Origin of the sequence: Microbispora sp. H10836 (assembly GCF_012999525.1) — a bacterium.
GTDB lineage: Bacteria > Actinomycetota > Actinomycetes > Streptosporangiales > Streptosporangiaceae > Microbispora.
On the sequence record NZ_JABBWU010000009.1, the window covers coordinates 26,332 to 41,543 of the forward strand.

13 protein-coding genes are annotated in these 15,212 nt (G+C 71.6%); 1 reads left to right on the forward strand and 12 read right to left on the reverse strand.

The window, feature by feature from the left end:
• Nucleotides 1-405: 405 nt before the first annotated feature.
• Entirely contained in the window at nt 406-3,585 is a 3,180-nt protein-coding gene (locus HHX30_RS17835; protein ID WP_169983100.1) for a penicillin acylase family protein, read from the forward strand.
• Between the two features lie 5 nt (nt 3,586-3,590).
• Here HHX30_RS17835 and HHX30_RS17840 read toward each other — a convergent pair whose 3' ends face one another.
• The 12 genes from HHX30_RS17840 to ruvX all read right to left on the reverse strand — a co-directional run bounded on the left by HHX30_RS17840 (nt 3,591) and on the right by ruvX (nt 15,211).
• On the reverse strand, nt 3,591-3,836 hold the full coding sequence (locus tag HHX30_RS17840; RefSeq protein WP_169983101.1) for a hypothetical protein: 246 nt from the start codon (nt 3,834-3,836) through the stop codon (nt 3,591-3,593).
• A gap of 160 nt (nt 3,837-3,996) precedes the next feature.
• Nucleotides 3,997-6,567, reverse strand: a complete 2,571-nt coding sequence (locus HHX30_RS17845; RefSeq protein WP_169983102.1) for a phenylalanine--tRNA ligase subunit beta — start codon at nt 6,565-6,567, stop codon at nt 3,997-3,999.
• The gene (pheS, locus tag HHX30_RS17850) at nt 6,567-7,667 is read right to left on the reverse strand and encodes a phenylalanine--tRNA ligase subunit alpha (RefSeq protein ID WP_169983103.1); all 1,101 of its coding nucleotides are present in this window, start codon (nt 7,665-7,667) and stop codon (nt 6,567-6,569) included. The genes HHX30_RS17845 and pheS overlap by 1 nt, the downstream gene beginning before the upstream one ends.
• 110 nt (nt 7,668-7,777) lie before the next feature.
• Complete coding sequence (locus tag HHX30_RS17855) at nt 7,778-8,872, reverse strand: ATP-binding protein (RefSeq protein ID WP_169983104.1); 1,095 nt, start codon at nt 8,870-8,872, stop codon at nt 7,778-7,780.
• Nucleotides 8,873-8,968: 96 nt separating this feature from the next.
• The gene (locus HHX30_RS17860; protein ID WP_169983105.1) at nt 8,969-9,802 is read right to left on the reverse strand and encodes an RNA methyltransferase; all 834 of its coding nucleotides are present in this window, start codon (nt 9,800-9,802) and stop codon (nt 8,969-8,971) included.
• A gap of 69 nt (nt 9,803-9,871) precedes the next feature.
• Nucleotides 9,872-10,252 carry a 50S ribosomal protein L20 gene (gene rplT / locus HHX30_RS17865; RefSeq protein ID WP_169983106.1) on the reverse strand — a complete coding sequence of 127 codons (381 nt, stop codon included), beginning with the start codon at nt 10,250-10,252 and terminating at the stop codon, nt 9,872-9,874.
• Between the two features lie 22 nt (nt 10,253-10,274).
• Nucleotides 10,275-10,469, reverse strand: coding sequence for a 50S ribosomal protein L35 (rpmI, locus tag HHX30_RS17870; RefSeq protein WP_030504936.1), 195 nt, complete (start codon nt 10,467-10,469; stop codon nt 10,275-10,277).
• A gap of 141 nt (nt 10,470-10,610) precedes the next feature.
• Complete coding sequence (gene infC / locus HHX30_RS17875; RefSeq protein WP_396704428.1) at nt 10,611-11,219, reverse strand: translation initiation factor IF-3; 609 nt, start codon at nt 11,217-11,219, stop codon at nt 10,611-10,613.
• 252 nt (nt 11,220-11,471) lie between these two features.
• Nucleotides 11,472-12,326, reverse strand: a complete 855-nt coding sequence (locus HHX30_RS17880) for a shikimate dehydrogenase (RefSeq protein WP_169983108.1) — start codon at nt 12,324-12,326, stop codon at nt 11,472-11,474.
• A complete protein-coding gene (mltG, locus tag HHX30_RS17885; protein WP_169983109.1) occupies nt 12,323-13,477 on the reverse strand; it encodes an endolytic transglycosylase MltG in 1,155 nt (384 codons plus the stop codon). Before mltG (HHX30_RS17885) ends, HHX30_RS17880 begins: the two co-directional genes overlap by 4 nt.
• Nucleotides 13,478-13,676: 199 nt before the next feature.
• Nucleotides 13,677-14,711: an endolytic transglycosylase MltG gene (gene mltG / locus HHX30_RS17890; RefSeq protein ID WP_169983110.1), complete on the reverse strand. Its 1,035-nt coding sequence runs from the start codon at nt 14,709-14,711 to the stop codon at nt 13,677-13,679.
• Complete coding sequence (ruvX, locus tag HHX30_RS17895) at nt 14,708-15,211, reverse strand: Holliday junction resolvase RuvX (protein ID WP_169983111.1); 504 nt, start codon at nt 15,209-15,211, stop codon at nt 14,708-14,710. Before ruvX ends, mltG (HHX30_RS17890) begins: the two co-directional genes overlap by 4 nt.
• Nucleotide 15,212: the final 1 nt, after the last annotated feature.

Below are 15,212 nucleotides of genomic sequence, written 5' to 3' on the forward strand. Positions count from 1 at the left end.
AAACGAGAAAGTCCAAACTCCCGTTCCAGCGCCCCGAGAATTCCGTCCGCCAGACCGGTGTGATTCACATAACCGACCGGAATATATCGGCGCAAAATAACCAGCGTCCACCCGGAAATGACGTGATCTGGGCCATATAGGAAATGCGCCTTTTCTCTAGACTTCGTCTAGAAGACACGGCCGAAATGGCACGCGGCACACGCGGGGAGCGGCCACCTTCCCCGGCCTCACGGCACCCGGCACACCGGCCGCGGATGAGGCGGGCGCACGATGACCACGAAGTGGGCATTGCCCGTCCGGTTACCCGCGCGTATCGTCCGGAGTTGAGCCTGGCTCACATTCACGCGCGTGAACAGCACCACCACGGTCCCTTCACCCCCCGACACCGCGAAGGGAAGATCCCCCATGCACGCGCGCCTTCGACGGGCGATCACCGCTGCCGCCGCGCTGGCCCTGGTCGCCGTCGGCCTGCCCGCGGCACCGGCCGCCGCCGCCCCCTACTACCCGCCCGACGACTACTGCCTGGGCCAGTGCGCGGACATCCTGCCGCCCGGCCAGAACGGCAACGCCACGCTCGTCGACATCCTGGGCAACCAGGCCCTCGGCACCTACCCCGCCCACAGCAAGGACCAGCTCGGCAGGTACGCCGACCTCGTCTCCGGCTACACCGGCCTCACCGACGAGCAGATCTCCGCGTTCTTCAACGACAGCGGCTTCGGCGTGCCGGCGAACCAGGTCGACAGCACCGTGCGCCCTCGTTCGGACGTCACCATCGTCCGCGACAAGTCGACCGGCGTCCCGCACATCACCGGCACCACCCGAGAGGGCACCATGTTCGGCGCCGGATACGCCGGCGCGCAGGACCGCCTGTGGCTGATGGACCTCATGCGCCACGTCGGCCGGGGCGAGCTGACGCCGTTCGCCGGCGGTGCGGCCGGCAACAGGGAGCTGGAGCAGAGCGTCTGGCGCAACTCCCCCTACACGGAGACCGATCTCCAGGCGCAGATCGACCGGTTGCGGACCGCCGGCCCCCGGGGGGCCCAGCTGTACGCGGACGTGCAGAACTACGTCGCCGGCATCAACGCGTACATCGACCGCTGCATGGCCGACCGCGACTGCCCGGGTGAGTACGTGCTGACCGGCCACCTCGACGCGATCACGAACAAGGGCGGCCCGGAGGACTTCCGGATGACCGACCTGATCGCGATCTCCGGCGTGATCGGCGGCCTGTTCGGCGGTGGCGGCGGCGCCGAGATGCAGTCCGCCCTCGTACGCGTGGCCGCGCGGGCGAAGTACGGGGCCGCCGAGGGGGACAGGGTCTGGACGGCCTTGCGCGCCCAGAACGACCCGGAGACCGTACTGACCCTGCACGACGGGCAGAGCTTCCCCTTCGGGGCGGCCCCGGCCGGCGCGACCGGAGTGGTGCTGCCCGACGCCGGCACGACCGCGCCGGTCGACATCACGGCCAACGAGACCGGCACCGCCACCTCCGCGACCACACAGGTCGAAAGCGCGCTGACCGGGCTCACGGTCGACAACTCCAAACCCGGCATGTCCAACGCCATCGTGGTCTCGGCCGCCAAGGCGACCGGCGGTCACCCGATCGCCGTGTTCGGCCCGCAGACCGGCTACTTCGCGCCGCAACTGCTCATGCTGGAGGAGCTGTCCGGCCCCGGCATCCGGGCACGCGGCGCGGCCTTCGCCGGGCTCAACCTCTACGTGCTGCTCGGACGCGGAACCGACTACGCCTGGAGCGCCACCTCCGCCGCCGAGGACATCACCGACACGTACGCGGTGACGTTGTGCGATCCGAACGGCGGCACGCCCACGGTCTCGTCGGACCACTACCTCTACCACGGCGCCTGCACCGCGATGGAGACGCTGAAGAAGACCAACTCCTGGAAGCCCAACACGGCCGACTCCACCGCCGCCGGGTCGTACGACCTGGTCGTCAAGCGCACCAAGTATGGCCTGGTGACCTGGCGGGGCACGGTCGGCGGCGTGCCGACGGCGTTCACCACGCTGCGCTCCACCTACCAGCACGAGGCGGACTCCGCGATCGGGTTCCAGATGTTCAACGACCCGGCCGAGATGGGGTCGGCGGCCGCGTTCCGCGACTCGGCCTCCACCATCGGCTTCGCGTTCAACTGGTTCTACGTGAACTCCGCCGACGCGGCGTACTTCATGTCCGGCAACGTCCCCGTACGGTCGGCGGTGTCCGACCCGAACCTGCCCATGGCGGGTGACGCCGCGCACGAGTGGAGCGGCTTCGACCCGGCGGCCAACACGGCGTCCTACGTCCCGCCCTCGGCGCATCCGCAGGCGGTCAACCAGGACTACTTCGTGAGCTGGAACAACAAGCAGGCCAAGGACTTCGGCGCGTCGGACGGCAACTTCAGCTTCGGCGCGGTCCACCGGGGCGACCTGCTCGACGCCCCGGTGAGAGCGGCCCTGTCCTCGGGCACCCTCGACCGCGCCGGCGTCGTGAAGATCATGGCGTCGGCCGCGACCACCGACCTGCGTGGGTGGAAGGTGCTGCCCAAGCTGCTGCGCGTCGTGAACAGCGCCTCCGTCTCCGATCCCGCTCTGGCCTCGGCCGTCGCCAAGCTGTCCGCCTGGGCCGCCGCGGGCGCCACGCGGCAGGAGACCTCGAAGGGCAGCAAGACGTACGCCCACGCCGACGCCATCCGGATCTTCGACGCGTGGTGGCCGAAGCTGGTCCGGGCACAGTTCCGGCCCGGACTGGGCGACGGGCTCTACCAGGCGCTTGTCAACGCGCTGCAGGTCAACGAGTCGCCCTCCGGGCACCAGCAGGGCGACGTCTCCTCGCTGCCCGGCTCGGCCAACGAGACGCAGCCCCACAAGGGCTCGTCGTTCCAGTACGGCTGGTGGGGCTACGTGGACAAGGACATCCGGGCCGTGCTGGGCGACCCGGTGGCCGCTCCGCTCCCGGCGAAGTACTGCGGGGCCACCGTGGCGGCCTGCCGTACGGTCCTGCTGGACAGCCTGGCGGCCGCGCTGGCGGAACCGGCGGCGACGACCTACCCGGGTGACGACTCCTGCTCCGCGGGCGACCAGTGGTGCGCCGACGCCGTCCGGCAGTCACCGCTCGGCGGCGTCAAACACTCGCTGATCTCGTGGCAGAACCGGCCGACCTACCAGCAGGTGGTCTCGTTCCCCGCGCACCGCGGCGACGACGTGACCGACCTCGCCCTGGGCCGTACGGCGAGCGCGTCGAGCACGCAGGGCTCCTACAGCCCCGCCAAGGCCGTCGACGGAGACCCCGCGAGCCGATGGGCCAGCGCGTGGAGCGACAACCAGTACATCCAGGTCGATCTCGGCTCGGCGAAGACCGTGAGCCGGGTGATCCTGCGCTGGGAGGCGGCGTACGCCTCGTCGTACCGGATCCAGACCTCGGCGGACGGCGCGACGTGGACCACCGTCGCGCAGACGACCTCGGGCGACGGCGGCGTGGACACCGTCACGTTCGCGCCGGGCAGCGCGCGCCACGTGCGGATGCAGGGGGTCAAGCGGGGCATCGGCTACGGCTACTCGCTGTACTCCTTCGAGGTGTACGGAAGATAGGACGGTCAGCCCGGCTCGCGCCAGCCCTCGCCCTCCTCGGCGAGGGCGTCGAGCCGGGCGAGGCCGGCCGGGCCGAGTGCGCCGTCCGGGTCGTCCACCACGACCACCCACTGGGCGTCCTCGGCGTCGTCCTCGCCGGCGAGCAGCTCACGGACGACGGTGGGAACGCCCAGTGCCGGGAACAGCTCGGCCACGGCCTCGGCGGACTCCTCCGCGCTGTCCCGCTCGGGGAACACCAGCAGGTGACGCACCGCTCCTCCGGAAATCGATCGCTCCCCCGGCGTCCGCGCCCGACTGCCCGGCGCCGCGTTCTCCCTGGCACCGCGTTCTCCCCGGCACCGAGGGCGACGTGGCGGCGGGTGCCGGCCCGGTGCTTGCGCACACCGGGCCGGCACCCGCCGATGATCGTGCTCAGGCGCCGCGGAGCTGGGCTCCGGTGTGCTGCGCCGCGACGGCGACGGCGGCGTCCCGCGCCGCCGTGGTCTCCTCGACCGTGAGCGTGCGGTCGGGGGCCCGGAACCGCAGCGTGTAGGCCAGGGACTTGTTCCCCTCGCCCACCTGCGGGCCCGTGTAGACGTCGAACAGCCTGATCGACTCGAGCAGCTCGCCCGCGCCCTCCCGGAGGGCGGCCTCGACCTCGGCGACCGGGACCGAGGCGGAGACGGTCAGGGCGACGTCCTGCGTCGCCACCGGATAGGCCGAGACCGCGGGCGTCTCCACCGGCCCTGCGGGGACCAGCAGCGACAGCTCCAGCTCCATCGCGCAGGTGCGCGGCGGCAGCCCGTAGGCCTCGACGACCCGGGGGTGCAGCTCGCCGGCGTGACCGGCCAGGACCTGCTCACCGGTCTCCACGTCGGTCACGGTCAGCGCGGCGCACCGCCCGGGGTGCCACGGCTCGTGCTGGTCGGCCCGGACGCCGAGCTCCACGCCCGCCGCACGTGCGACCGTGCGGGCCGCCTCGACGGCGTCCGCCCAGGACGCCTGCCGCCCCTGGCCCCACCAGCCGGAGCGCTCGAACTCTCCCGCGAGCACCACGGCCACCCTGAGCGGCTGCCTCGGCAGCGCCGTCTCGATCGCCGCGAGCTCCTCCTCCGCGGGCCTGCGGTCGACCGCGAGGACCGGAGCCGTGGCGGGGGCGTCCGGCTCGGGCCGGTAGACCAGGCCGGACTCGAACAGCGCCACGTCAGCGAAGCCGCGGCCAACGTTGCGCACCAGGGTCTTCAGCAGCCCGGGCAGCAGCGTGGTCCGCATGTACGGCTCGTCCTCGCTGAGCGGGTTGACCAGCCGGGTCGCCCGCCTGCGGGGGTCCTGCTCGGCCAGCAGCAGGTTGTCGAGGTCGCGCGGTCCCATGAACGGGTAGGCGAGCACCTCCACGTATCCCGCGTGGGCCAGGGCCCGGCCCACCCGGCGGCGCAGCCGCTGCTCCTCCGTCAGCCCGCCGCCGGCGGGAGCGGGCGGCAGGACCGACGGGATGCGGTCGTACCCCTCCAGCCGGATGACCTCCTCCGCGAGGTCGTTCGGGTCGGTCAGGTCGGGGCGCCACGTCGGCGGCGTGACGGTGATCAGGTCGTCGCCGTTGACGGCAAGCCGGCCGGCGAGGTCGCCGGAGGCGAGCACGCCGGTGGCCGCGACGCCGGTCCCGGCGGCGGCCGCGGGCGCGGCGCCCTCGGTCACCGTGCAGCCGATCTGCTCCAGCCTGCGGATCACGGTCTCCCGCTCGTACGTCACGCCCGCCACGCGGCTGGGGTGGTCGGCCGGGATGGTGATCCGCACCGGGGACACCTCCGCCTGGGCGTGGGTCACTCCCGGGTCGGCGACGGCCCCGCCCAGCTCGGCCAGGAGCTGGACGGCCCGCCACGACGCGGCCAGCGGCAGCTCCCGGTCGACGCCGCGCTCGAACCGCTTGGACGCCTCGCTGACCAGGTTGTGCCGCCGCGACTCGCGGGCGATGCCGGTGGCGGAGAAGTGCGCCGCCTCGATGACGATGTCGGTGGAGGTGCCGGAGATCTCCGTGTGCAGGCCGCCCATCGTGCCCGCCATCGAGATCGGGCCCGAGTCGTCGGTGATGAGGATGTCCTCCTCGTGGAGCGTGCGCACCACGTGGTCGAGCGTCTCGAGCTTCTCGCCCGGCCGGGCTCGCCGTACGACGATCGGGCCGGACAGGCGCGACCGGTCGAAGGCGTGCAGCGGCTGGCCGAGCTCCAGCATCACGTAGTTGGTGACGTCGACGGCCAGCGAGACCGAGCGCATGCCGGCGCGGGCCAGCCGCACCCGCATCCACAGCGGGGACTCGGCGGCCGGGTCGAACCCGGTGACCGAGCGCAGCACGAACCGGTCGCAGGCGGTCGGGTCGGCGATCGCCGCCGGCCAGGACTCGCCGCCGTCCGCCGGCGCCGGGACCGTGGCGGGGTCGCGGAACGGGACACCGAACGCGACGGCCGCCTCACGCGCGACGCCGCGGATCGACAGGGCGTATCCGCGGTCGGTGGCGACCTCGAGTTCGAGCACGTCGTCACGCAGGCCGAGCAGCTCGACCACGTCCGCGCCGATCGGGGTGTCCTGCGGCAGCAGCAGGATGCCCGGGGAGGACTCGGCGATGCCGAGCTCGGCCTCCGAGCAGATCATGCCGTCGGACAGACGCCCGTAGGTCTTGCGGGAGCCGATCTCGAAGCCGCCGGGGAGCACCGCGCCGGGCAGCGCGACCGGAACCACCGCGCCCTCGGAGAAGTTCGTCGCGCCGCACACGATCTCGCGCGGCGTCGCCTCCCCCACCTCGACCTTGCAGTGCCGGATCGGCTTCTTGAACCCGGTCAGCTCCTCGATCTCGAGGACCCGGCCGACCACGACGTTCTTGAGCTCGTGGCCGTGCGAGTGGATGGCCTCCAGCTTGAGGCCGGCGGCGGTGAGCCGGTCGGCCACCTCCTGGGCGGTGACCGCGGGGAGATCGACGTACTCCCGCAGCCATGAAAGCGGGACCTTCATCAGACCTCCATCCCGAACGGCAGGGTGAACCGGATGTCGCCCTCGACCATGTCACGCATGTCCTCGGCGTTGTGGCGGAACATCAGCGTCCGCTCCACGCCCATGCCGAAGGCGAATCCCGAGTAGACGGCGGGGTCGACGCCGCAGGCGATCAGCACGCGCGGGTTGACCATGCCGCAGCCGCCCCACTCGATCCAGCCCTCCGACTTGCAGGTGCGGCAGGGCGGGTTGCCGGGCACCGCCGAGGAGCCGCGGCAGACGAAGCAGCGCAGGTCGAGCTCGGCGGACGGCTCGGTGAAGGGGAAGTAGTGCGGCCGGAAGCGGGTGGTGATCCCGGCACCGAACATCACCTCGGCGAACCGGTCGAGCGTGCCCTTCAGGTGGGCCATCGTCAGCCCCTTGTCCACCGCCAGGCCCTCGACCTGGTGGAAGACCGGTGTGTGCGTGGCGTCGAGTTCGTCGGTGCGGAAGGTCTTGCCCGGCGACACGACGTACACGGGCAGCGGGCGCGACAGCAGGGCCCTGATCTGCACCGGCGACGTCTGGGTGCGCAGCACCTTCCCCGACTCGACGCTCTCCACGAAGAAGGTGTCGTGATCGGACCTGGCCGGGTGGTCGGTGGCGATGTTCAGCGCGTCGAAGTTGAACCACTCGCCTTCGAGCTCGGGCCCCTCGGCCACCTCGTAGCCCATCGCGACGAAGGCGTCGGCGATGCGCTCCTGAAGGGTGGTCAACGGGTGCCGGGCACCGCGCGGCGCGCGGTCCCAGGGCAGCGTGACGTCGACGGTCTCCTCGATGAGGACCCGCGCGTCCCGCTCGGCCTCCAGCTCGGCCTGGCGGGCGGCGAGCGCCTCGCCGACGGCCTTGCGCGCGGTGCCGATCCGCTTGCCCGCCTCGGCGCGCGCGGCGGGCGGCAGTGCGCCGATCTCACGGTTGGCCAGCGCGATCGGCGAGCGGTCGCCCGCGTGCGCGAGCCTGGCCTGCTTCAGATCGTCGAGGTCGCGCGCCGCGGCGATGGCGGCGAGAGCGTCGGCCTGCGCCCGCGCGACCTCGTCGGCGTGCAGCGGCGTCACCTCGACCGGGTCATAGGTGTTCGACAAGAGAGAGCTCCGTATCCAGGGGCCTGCGAGCGCCCTGCGCTCAGCGGCAACGAGTCTAGTCCGATCAGCCCACCGGGCCGTCCTCCGCGCGGGGAGCCTGTGGAAAAGGCTCAGGCGAAGTCAGGGGTGCCGGTGGGCAACGTAAATCGGAACTCCGCGCCGCCGCCGGGCGCGCGCTGCACGCTGATCGTGCCGCCGTGAGCCTCGATGAGGCCCTTGACGATGAACAGGCCGAGACCGGTCCCCCCGCGGCGACGGCCGTTGCCCCGCCAGAACTGGCGGAACACACGGCCGACCAGCTCGGGCGCCACGCCCTCACCCTGGTCCCGCACCGACACCGCCACTCCCCATTCGACCGGCTCCACCACTATGGTCACCGTACCGCGTCCGTGACGCACCGCGTTTTCCACCAGGTTCGCGAGAACCTGGTCAATCTTGTCCTGGTCGAGCCACATCTCGGGCAGCTCGCCGAGAACCTCCAGCCGGAAGCGGTCCTCCGGCTCCCCCGCCGCCACCCGGCCCGCGACGATCCTGCGGGCCCGGGCCGGCACGTCCACGATCTGGCGGTGGATCTCCACCCTGCCCGACTCGATGCGCGAGACGTCGAGCAGCTCGGTGATAAGCCGCGTCACCCGGTCGGCGTCCGCGTTGACGGTCTCCAGCATCACGCGCTTCTGAGCGTCGGTGAAGCGGTCCCACTTGGCGAGCAGCGTCGCGGTGAACCCCTTGACGCTGGTCAGCGGTGAGCGCAGCTCGTGGGCCACGGTCGAGACGAGATCGGCGCGGCTGCGCTCGATCCGGGCGCGCGCCGAGGCGTCGCGCAGCGTGATGACCACGCGTTCCACCCGCCCGCCGCGCCGCGGGGTGCGGACGAAGCGCGCGGCGACGAGCATCTCCTGGCGGCCGGGCAGGTGCAGCGGCCGTTCCGGCTGGCGGCTGCGCGTGGACAGCCCGCCCTGCGGGTCGAGCCACTTCCACCAGTCACGGCCGTCCTGGTCGCGCAGCGGCAGCACGTCGCCGATGAGCCTGCCCACGGCCGCCTCGCGGGTCACGCCGGTGAGCCACTCGGCGGCCCGGTTGACCACGAGGATGACGCCGTCGGCGTCGGTGGCGACGAGGCCGTCTGGAAGGTCGTCGGCGTCGATGTGCGCCCGCCCTCCGGGGTCCCCCTCAAGGGCGCCGCCGGGGGTGTCGTCACCTCGCACGAGACCGCCTCCTCGAGCTCCGGAACTGCGCGCGCCGCCGGGTTCTGCGCGACTCCTTCGCCGACAATAGCGGGTTTCCCGGACCCGGCAGCAGCCTCAGGGCGCGGGGGTAGTGGGATCTTCCACGGAATGTAAGGTCTGCCGCTGAACGCGTGCGGAGGCGTACAGGCAGACCGCCGCGGCGGTGGCGAGATTCAGGCTTTCCGCCCGTCCGTAGATCGGGACGCGGACGACCTCGTCGGCCAGCGCGAGGAGCTCGGGCGGCAGCCCCCACGCCTCGTTGCCGAACAGCCAGGCGGTGGGCGCGTCGAGGGCGACCTCGTCGAGCGTCCGGGTGCCCGCGCCGTCGGCCGCGAGCACGCGCAGCCCCGCCTCCCTGGCGTGCCGTACGGCGTCCGCGACGGGAGTGCCGGTCACGACCGGCAGGTGGAACAGGCTTCCCGCGCTGGCCCGCACGCACTTGCCGTTGTACGGATCCACCGACGCGTCGGTGAACACCACCGAGTCGGCGCCCGCGGCGTCGGCCGTGCGCAGGACCGTGCCGGCGTTGCCGGGATCGCGCACGTGGGCGAGGATCGCCACCAGCCGCGTCCCCCGCGGCACCGCCTCGGCCAGCGGGACGTGCACGAAGCGGCACACGGCCAGCAGGCCCTGCGGGGTGACGGTCTGGGTCAGCTCCGACATGACCTCGCCGCTCGCACGGTGGACGGGGACGCCCGCCGCCACGGCGTCGGCCACGATGTCGGCGTGCCGCGTCTCCGCCTCGACCGTCACGAACAGTTCGACCGTGACGTCCTTGATCGCGAGAGCCTCGCGGACGGCCTGCGGCCCCTCGGCGAGGAACGCCCGGTCACGATCCCGGAACGCGCGCTTGGTCAGCCTGCGGGCCGCCTTGACGCGCGGCGACTTGATGTTGGTGAGCTCCGCCATGCCCGCTCATTCCCCCCTCGACGTGGACGAGGGCCCGCCGCAGGCGGCGGGCCCTCGTCGAAGCAGGTGTCAGGCGACCGGCGCGTTCACGTCGGACGGGAGCGCCTTCTTGGCGGACTCGACCAGCGTGGCGAAGGTCTGGGCGTCGTTCACCGCGAGGTCCGCGAGGATCTTGCGGTCCACCTCGATGCCGGCCAGGCGCAGGCCCTGGATGAACCGGTTGTAGGTGATGCCGTTGGCCCGGGCCGCGGCGTTGATCCGCTGGATCCACAGCCGGCGGAACGTACCCTTCTTGTCCTTGCGGTCCCGGTACGCATAGGTCATCGAGTGGAGCATCTGCTCCTTGGCCTTGCGGTAGAGGCGCGACCGCTGCCCCCGGTAACCGCTCGCCCGCTCGAGGACGACCCGGCGCTTCTTCTTGGCGTTGAGCGCCCGCTTCACGCGTGCCATGTTGTTCTATCTCCCCGGGTCGTTACTTCGCGAGCAGCTTCTTGATCTTCTTGGTGTCGGCGTCGGACATGACGACGACTCCCTCGAGACGGCGCGTGCGAGTGGACGGCTTGTGCTCGAACAGGTGCTGCCGGTTGGCGCGGCGGCGGACAACCTTGCCGGATCCGGTGAGCCGGAACCGCTTCTTCGCACCGCTGTGCGTCTTCATCTTCGGCATGTCAGCCGTCTCTCCTCTTTCGTCCGTGCCGACGGCCCGGGCCGGTGACCCGGGCCGGCGGCCTGCCTTACTCCGCGAGACCGCCCCGGTCTCGGTTTCCGTGTACGTCTGCGGCGCCCCGCCTGGTGGTTCAGGCGGGTGTCACTGCGGCTGCGCGGCCTGCTCCTCGGCGGGCTCCGCCTCCGGCTGGCCGGTGCCGCGGGCCTTGGCGGCGGCCTTCTCGGCCTTCGCCTCGGCCTTCTTCTTGTGCGGCCCGATCACCATGATCATGTTGCGACCGTCCTGCTTCGGCTGCGACTCGACGAACCCCAGGTCGGTGACGTCCTCAGCGAGGCGTTGCAGGAGCCGGAAGCCCAGCTCTGGCCGGGACTGCTCGCGGCCCCGGAACATGATCGTGACCTTGACCTTGTCTCCCGCCTTCAGGAAGCGCACGACGTGACCCTTCTTGGTCTCGTAGTCGTGCGGGTCGATCTTCGGCCGGAGCTTGATCTCCTTGATGATCGTGTGCGCCTGGTTACGGCGGGCCTCACGCGCCTTCATGGCCGACTCGTACTTGAACTTGCCGTAGTCCATGAGCTTGCAGACGGGCGGGCGGGCCGTGGCCGCGACCTCCACCAGGTCGAGATCGCTCTCCTGGGCCAGCTTCAGCGCGTCGCCGATGGAGACGATGCCGACCTGTTCGCCGTTCGGGCCGACGAGGCGCACCTCGGGCACACGAATACGGTCGTTGATGCGGGGCTCGGTGCTGATGGGACCTCCAAAAGACTTCCGCTTGTCTCGACCGTGCGGGGCAAAACAAAAACCCCGCACGTCACGCATGCGGGGTCACTGAGCTCTCCTGCCGAAAACTCCGGTGTGATCCTGAACCCGTCCGCCTTTCGGCGGAGCAGGTGGGAGGTGGACCTCCGCTTGCGCGTCCAGCTCATGCCGGACCGATCGAGTTCCTACGCTACCACAAACCCGACAGCCTCTCGACGTATTCCTGCCCCGGCGCGACGCCGCTCAGGAGGCCGCCCGGCGTGCGATCTCGGCCTCGCCGGCGGCGCGCATCGCCTCCACCGGCACGTCCGCACGCCCGGTCATCAGCTCGACCTGCCGCACCGCCTGGTGCAGCAGCATCGGGAAGCCCCCGACCACGGCACATCCCCGCGCGCGTACGGCCGCGGCCAGCGCGGTCGGCCAGGGCGCGTAGACGACGTCGAACAGCGCCGCCTTCTCGGGCAGGCGGGCCGCGACCCGCTCGGCCAGCGCGTCGGCCGCGCCGGACGGCAGCGTGGAGACGACCAGATCGGCCGCGGGGTCGAAGTCGTCGAAGGAGCGCACGGTCACCCTCGTGCCGAGGCGCTCGGCGACCCGCAGGGTCTCCCCCGCGCGGGCCGGGTCGCGCACGACGAGCGTGACCTCCGCGAGCCCCGTCTCCCGCAGGGCGGCGACGGCCGAGGCCGCGGTGGCGCCGCCGCCGAGGACGACCGCGGAGGCAGGTGCGGGCACGCCCGCCTCCGCGAGCGCCCGCACGATGCCGTACACGTCGGTGTTCTCGCCGTGCCGCGCGCCGTCCTCACGGAAGACCACCGTGTTGGCGCCGCCGACAGCCAGCGCGAGGTCGGAGACGGTGTCCAGCAGGGGGAGCACGGCACGCTTGAGCGGCATCGTGAGCGACAGTCCCGCCCACTCCGGGCCGAGCCCGCCGATCAGGCCGGCCAGCCCGTCCTCGGCGCACTCGATCGCGTCGTAGCGCCAGTCGTCCAGGCCCATCTCCGCGTACGCCGCCCGGTGCAGGACCGGGGACAGCGAGTGGGCGATCGGGGACCCGAGGACGGCGGCCCGGCGGCCGGTCCCCTCGCCGGTCTCGGTCATTTGTTGTTCCGGTTGAACTCGTCGCGCAGCTTCCAGAACTCCGACTCCTTGTCGGTGAACTTGGTGATGCCCCGCTTGGGGTCGACCGTCACGAAGTACAGCCAGTTGCCGTCCGCCGGGTGCAGCGCGGCCTCGATCGCGTGGTCGCCGGGGTTGGCGATCGGGCCGGGCGGCAGGCCGAAGTACTTGTACGTGTTGTACCGCGAGGTGCTCTCCAGGTCGGCGTGCGAGGCCGCGATGCCGTACTTGTTGAGCCCGTACATGACCGTGCTGTCCATGCCCAGCTTCATCTGGGGGTTGGAGCCCAGCCGGTTGTAGATGACCCGGGCGACCTTCGGCATGTCCTCGGCGCTGCCGGACTCCGCCTGCACGATGCTGGCGATGATGATGATCTGCCTGGCGGTGAAGCCGAGCTGCTTCGCCTGGCCGTCCAGGTCGACCCGGTCCGCGGTCTGGTTGAACCGGTCGACCATCTTGGTGAGGATCTGCTCCGGGGTGAGCTTGCTGCTGATCTCGTACGTGGCCGGGAACGCGTAGCCCTCCAGGCGGCCCTTGGCGTACGCGGGGAGCCCGATGTCGGTGCGGGCGGCCTTCTTGAAGTCCTCGACCGGCTTGCCCGTGGCGGTGGACAGCTCCTCGTAGATCTTGCTCAGCCGCAGCCCCTCGCGGATGGTCAGCCGGTTGAGCATCCGGTTCTTGGGGTCGAGCAGGGCCAGGGCGGACTCGGCGGACATGCCCTTGCGCATCTCGTACTGGCCCGGCTGGAGCGAGGAGCTCTTCCCGGCGGCGCCGATGGCGTTGATGAACGCCCGCGCGCTGGCCACTACGCCCTCGTCCTCCAGCAACTGGGCGACGTCGGTGGCGCTCGCGCCCTCCTCGATCTCGACGACGACCTCCCCGCGCCCCTCCCCGGTGTAGTCCTTGGGGATCATCACGCTGCGCGCCCAGGTGAATCCGAAGTAGCCGAGGCCGCCGAGGACGCCGACGATGATCACAACGGCGAACAGCGTCGCGACCCTGCCCTTGCGCCGCTGTTTCTTGCGGCGTCTGCGGCTGCGCCGCTGCTGGGTGCGGCTGCCAGAGGGCCGGCGCCGGGGCGGACCGTCGTCGTCCTCGGCGCCGAGCAGGAAGTCCATGTCCAGATCATTCATAGTGCGCTGGCCAATCTCTCGGTACGAGAGGCCTCCCGTCAAGCGAGTGTGCCAAACCGAGGGGGTTCGGGACAGGGGGTTCCGCGGGGGGCGTTCCCGATATATGGAGCCCCGCCCGGAGGCGGCGGGGCCGTGCGGACGCACCGGGCGCGCTCCGGAACCCCGCGGGACGGCGCCGCGCGGATGCCCCGGGAGGCGATCAGTTCGTCCCGAGATACCTGTTCAGCTCCTCCCGATATTTCCTGAACTCAGCCTCTTTGTCAGTGAATTTGGTGATTTTACGACGAGGATCAGTGGTCACGAACCAGTACCACGTGCCTTCGGCAGGATGGAGGGCGGCGACGAGCGCGCTCTCTCCCGGGTTGCCGATGGGTCCCGGCGGCAGGCCCGTCCGCGCGTAGGTGTTGTACGGCGAGTCGACCCGCGTGTCCTCGTTGCTGACTTTGAGCGTGTGGCGGTCCAGCGCGTAGTTGACCGTGCTGTCCATCTCCAGCTTCGCTCCGCGCGCGAGACGGTTGTACACCACTCTGGCGATCTTGGGGTAGTCGGCGGGGACGCCGCCCTCGGCCTGGACGATGCTCGCCACCGTCACCGCCTGCTTGGGCGTGAGCCGCACGCGCGGCGCCAGCTCCTCCAGCCGCACCTTCCGCGCGGCGACGCGGAACCGGGCCACCATCTTCCCGAGCAGGTCGACGGCGGTCATCCCCGGCTCGATCTCGTACGTCGCGGGGAACAGGAACCCCTCGGCCGTCCCCTCGGCGTACGCGGGCAGGCGCAGCCGCCCGGGCTCGGCGACGGCCTCGGTGAAGTCCTTCAGCGGGATGCCGGTCCCGTCCGCGAGGGTGCGGAGCACCTCGCTCGTGCGCAGCCCCTCGGGCACGGTGACCTTGCGCACGACCTTGCTGGCGGGCGCGAGCAGCAGGTCGAGGGCATCGGCGGCGGCCATACGGCGCCGCAGGACGTAGCGGCCCGGGCGCAGGCTGCTCTCCTTGGAGCGCGTGATCACCTGCTCGATGAACGACTGGGCGCTGGCCACCACGCCGGCGCTCTCCAGCGTCTTGCCGATCTCTCCGGCGCTCGTGCCCGGCGTGATCTCGACCGTGACCGTCCCCGACCCGCCGCCGGAGTAGTCGGGGGCCTTGTCGGGCTGCCCGACGACCTCGTGCACGCCGTACGCCACCGCCGCCGCGACCAGGGCGAGCGCCCCGGCCACGACGGCCGCGGTCCGCCTCACCGTGCGGTCCCGCCGCTCGCTTCCTCACCGGGCCCGGTGCCGGGCCGCGGTGGTTCGAGAGGTCTGCCGGGGGGATTGCCGGTGGCCCGCTCACCGTCGAGCGCGGCCTGCAGCAGCACGACGGCCGCCGCCTGGTCGATCACGTCGCGCTGGTTGCGGGCCTTCACGCCGCTGGAACGCAGGCCCTGCTGGGCGCTGACCGTGGTGAGCCGTTCGTCCACCAGCCGGATCGGTACCGGAGCCATCCGGGCGGCCAACCGCGTGGCGAAGGCCCGTGCCGCCTCGGCGGCGTGGCTCTCCCTACCCGACAACGACGTGGGCAGGCCGACCACGATCTCGATCGCCTCGTGCTCGGCGGCGATCTCCGCGATCCTCGTCAGGTCGCCCCGGCCACGCCGTACGGTCTCCACCGGCGTGGCCAGCAGACCCGACGGGTCGCTGCGGGCCACGCCGATGCGGACGGAGCCGACGTCGACCCCGATCCTGACGCCGTGCCTCATC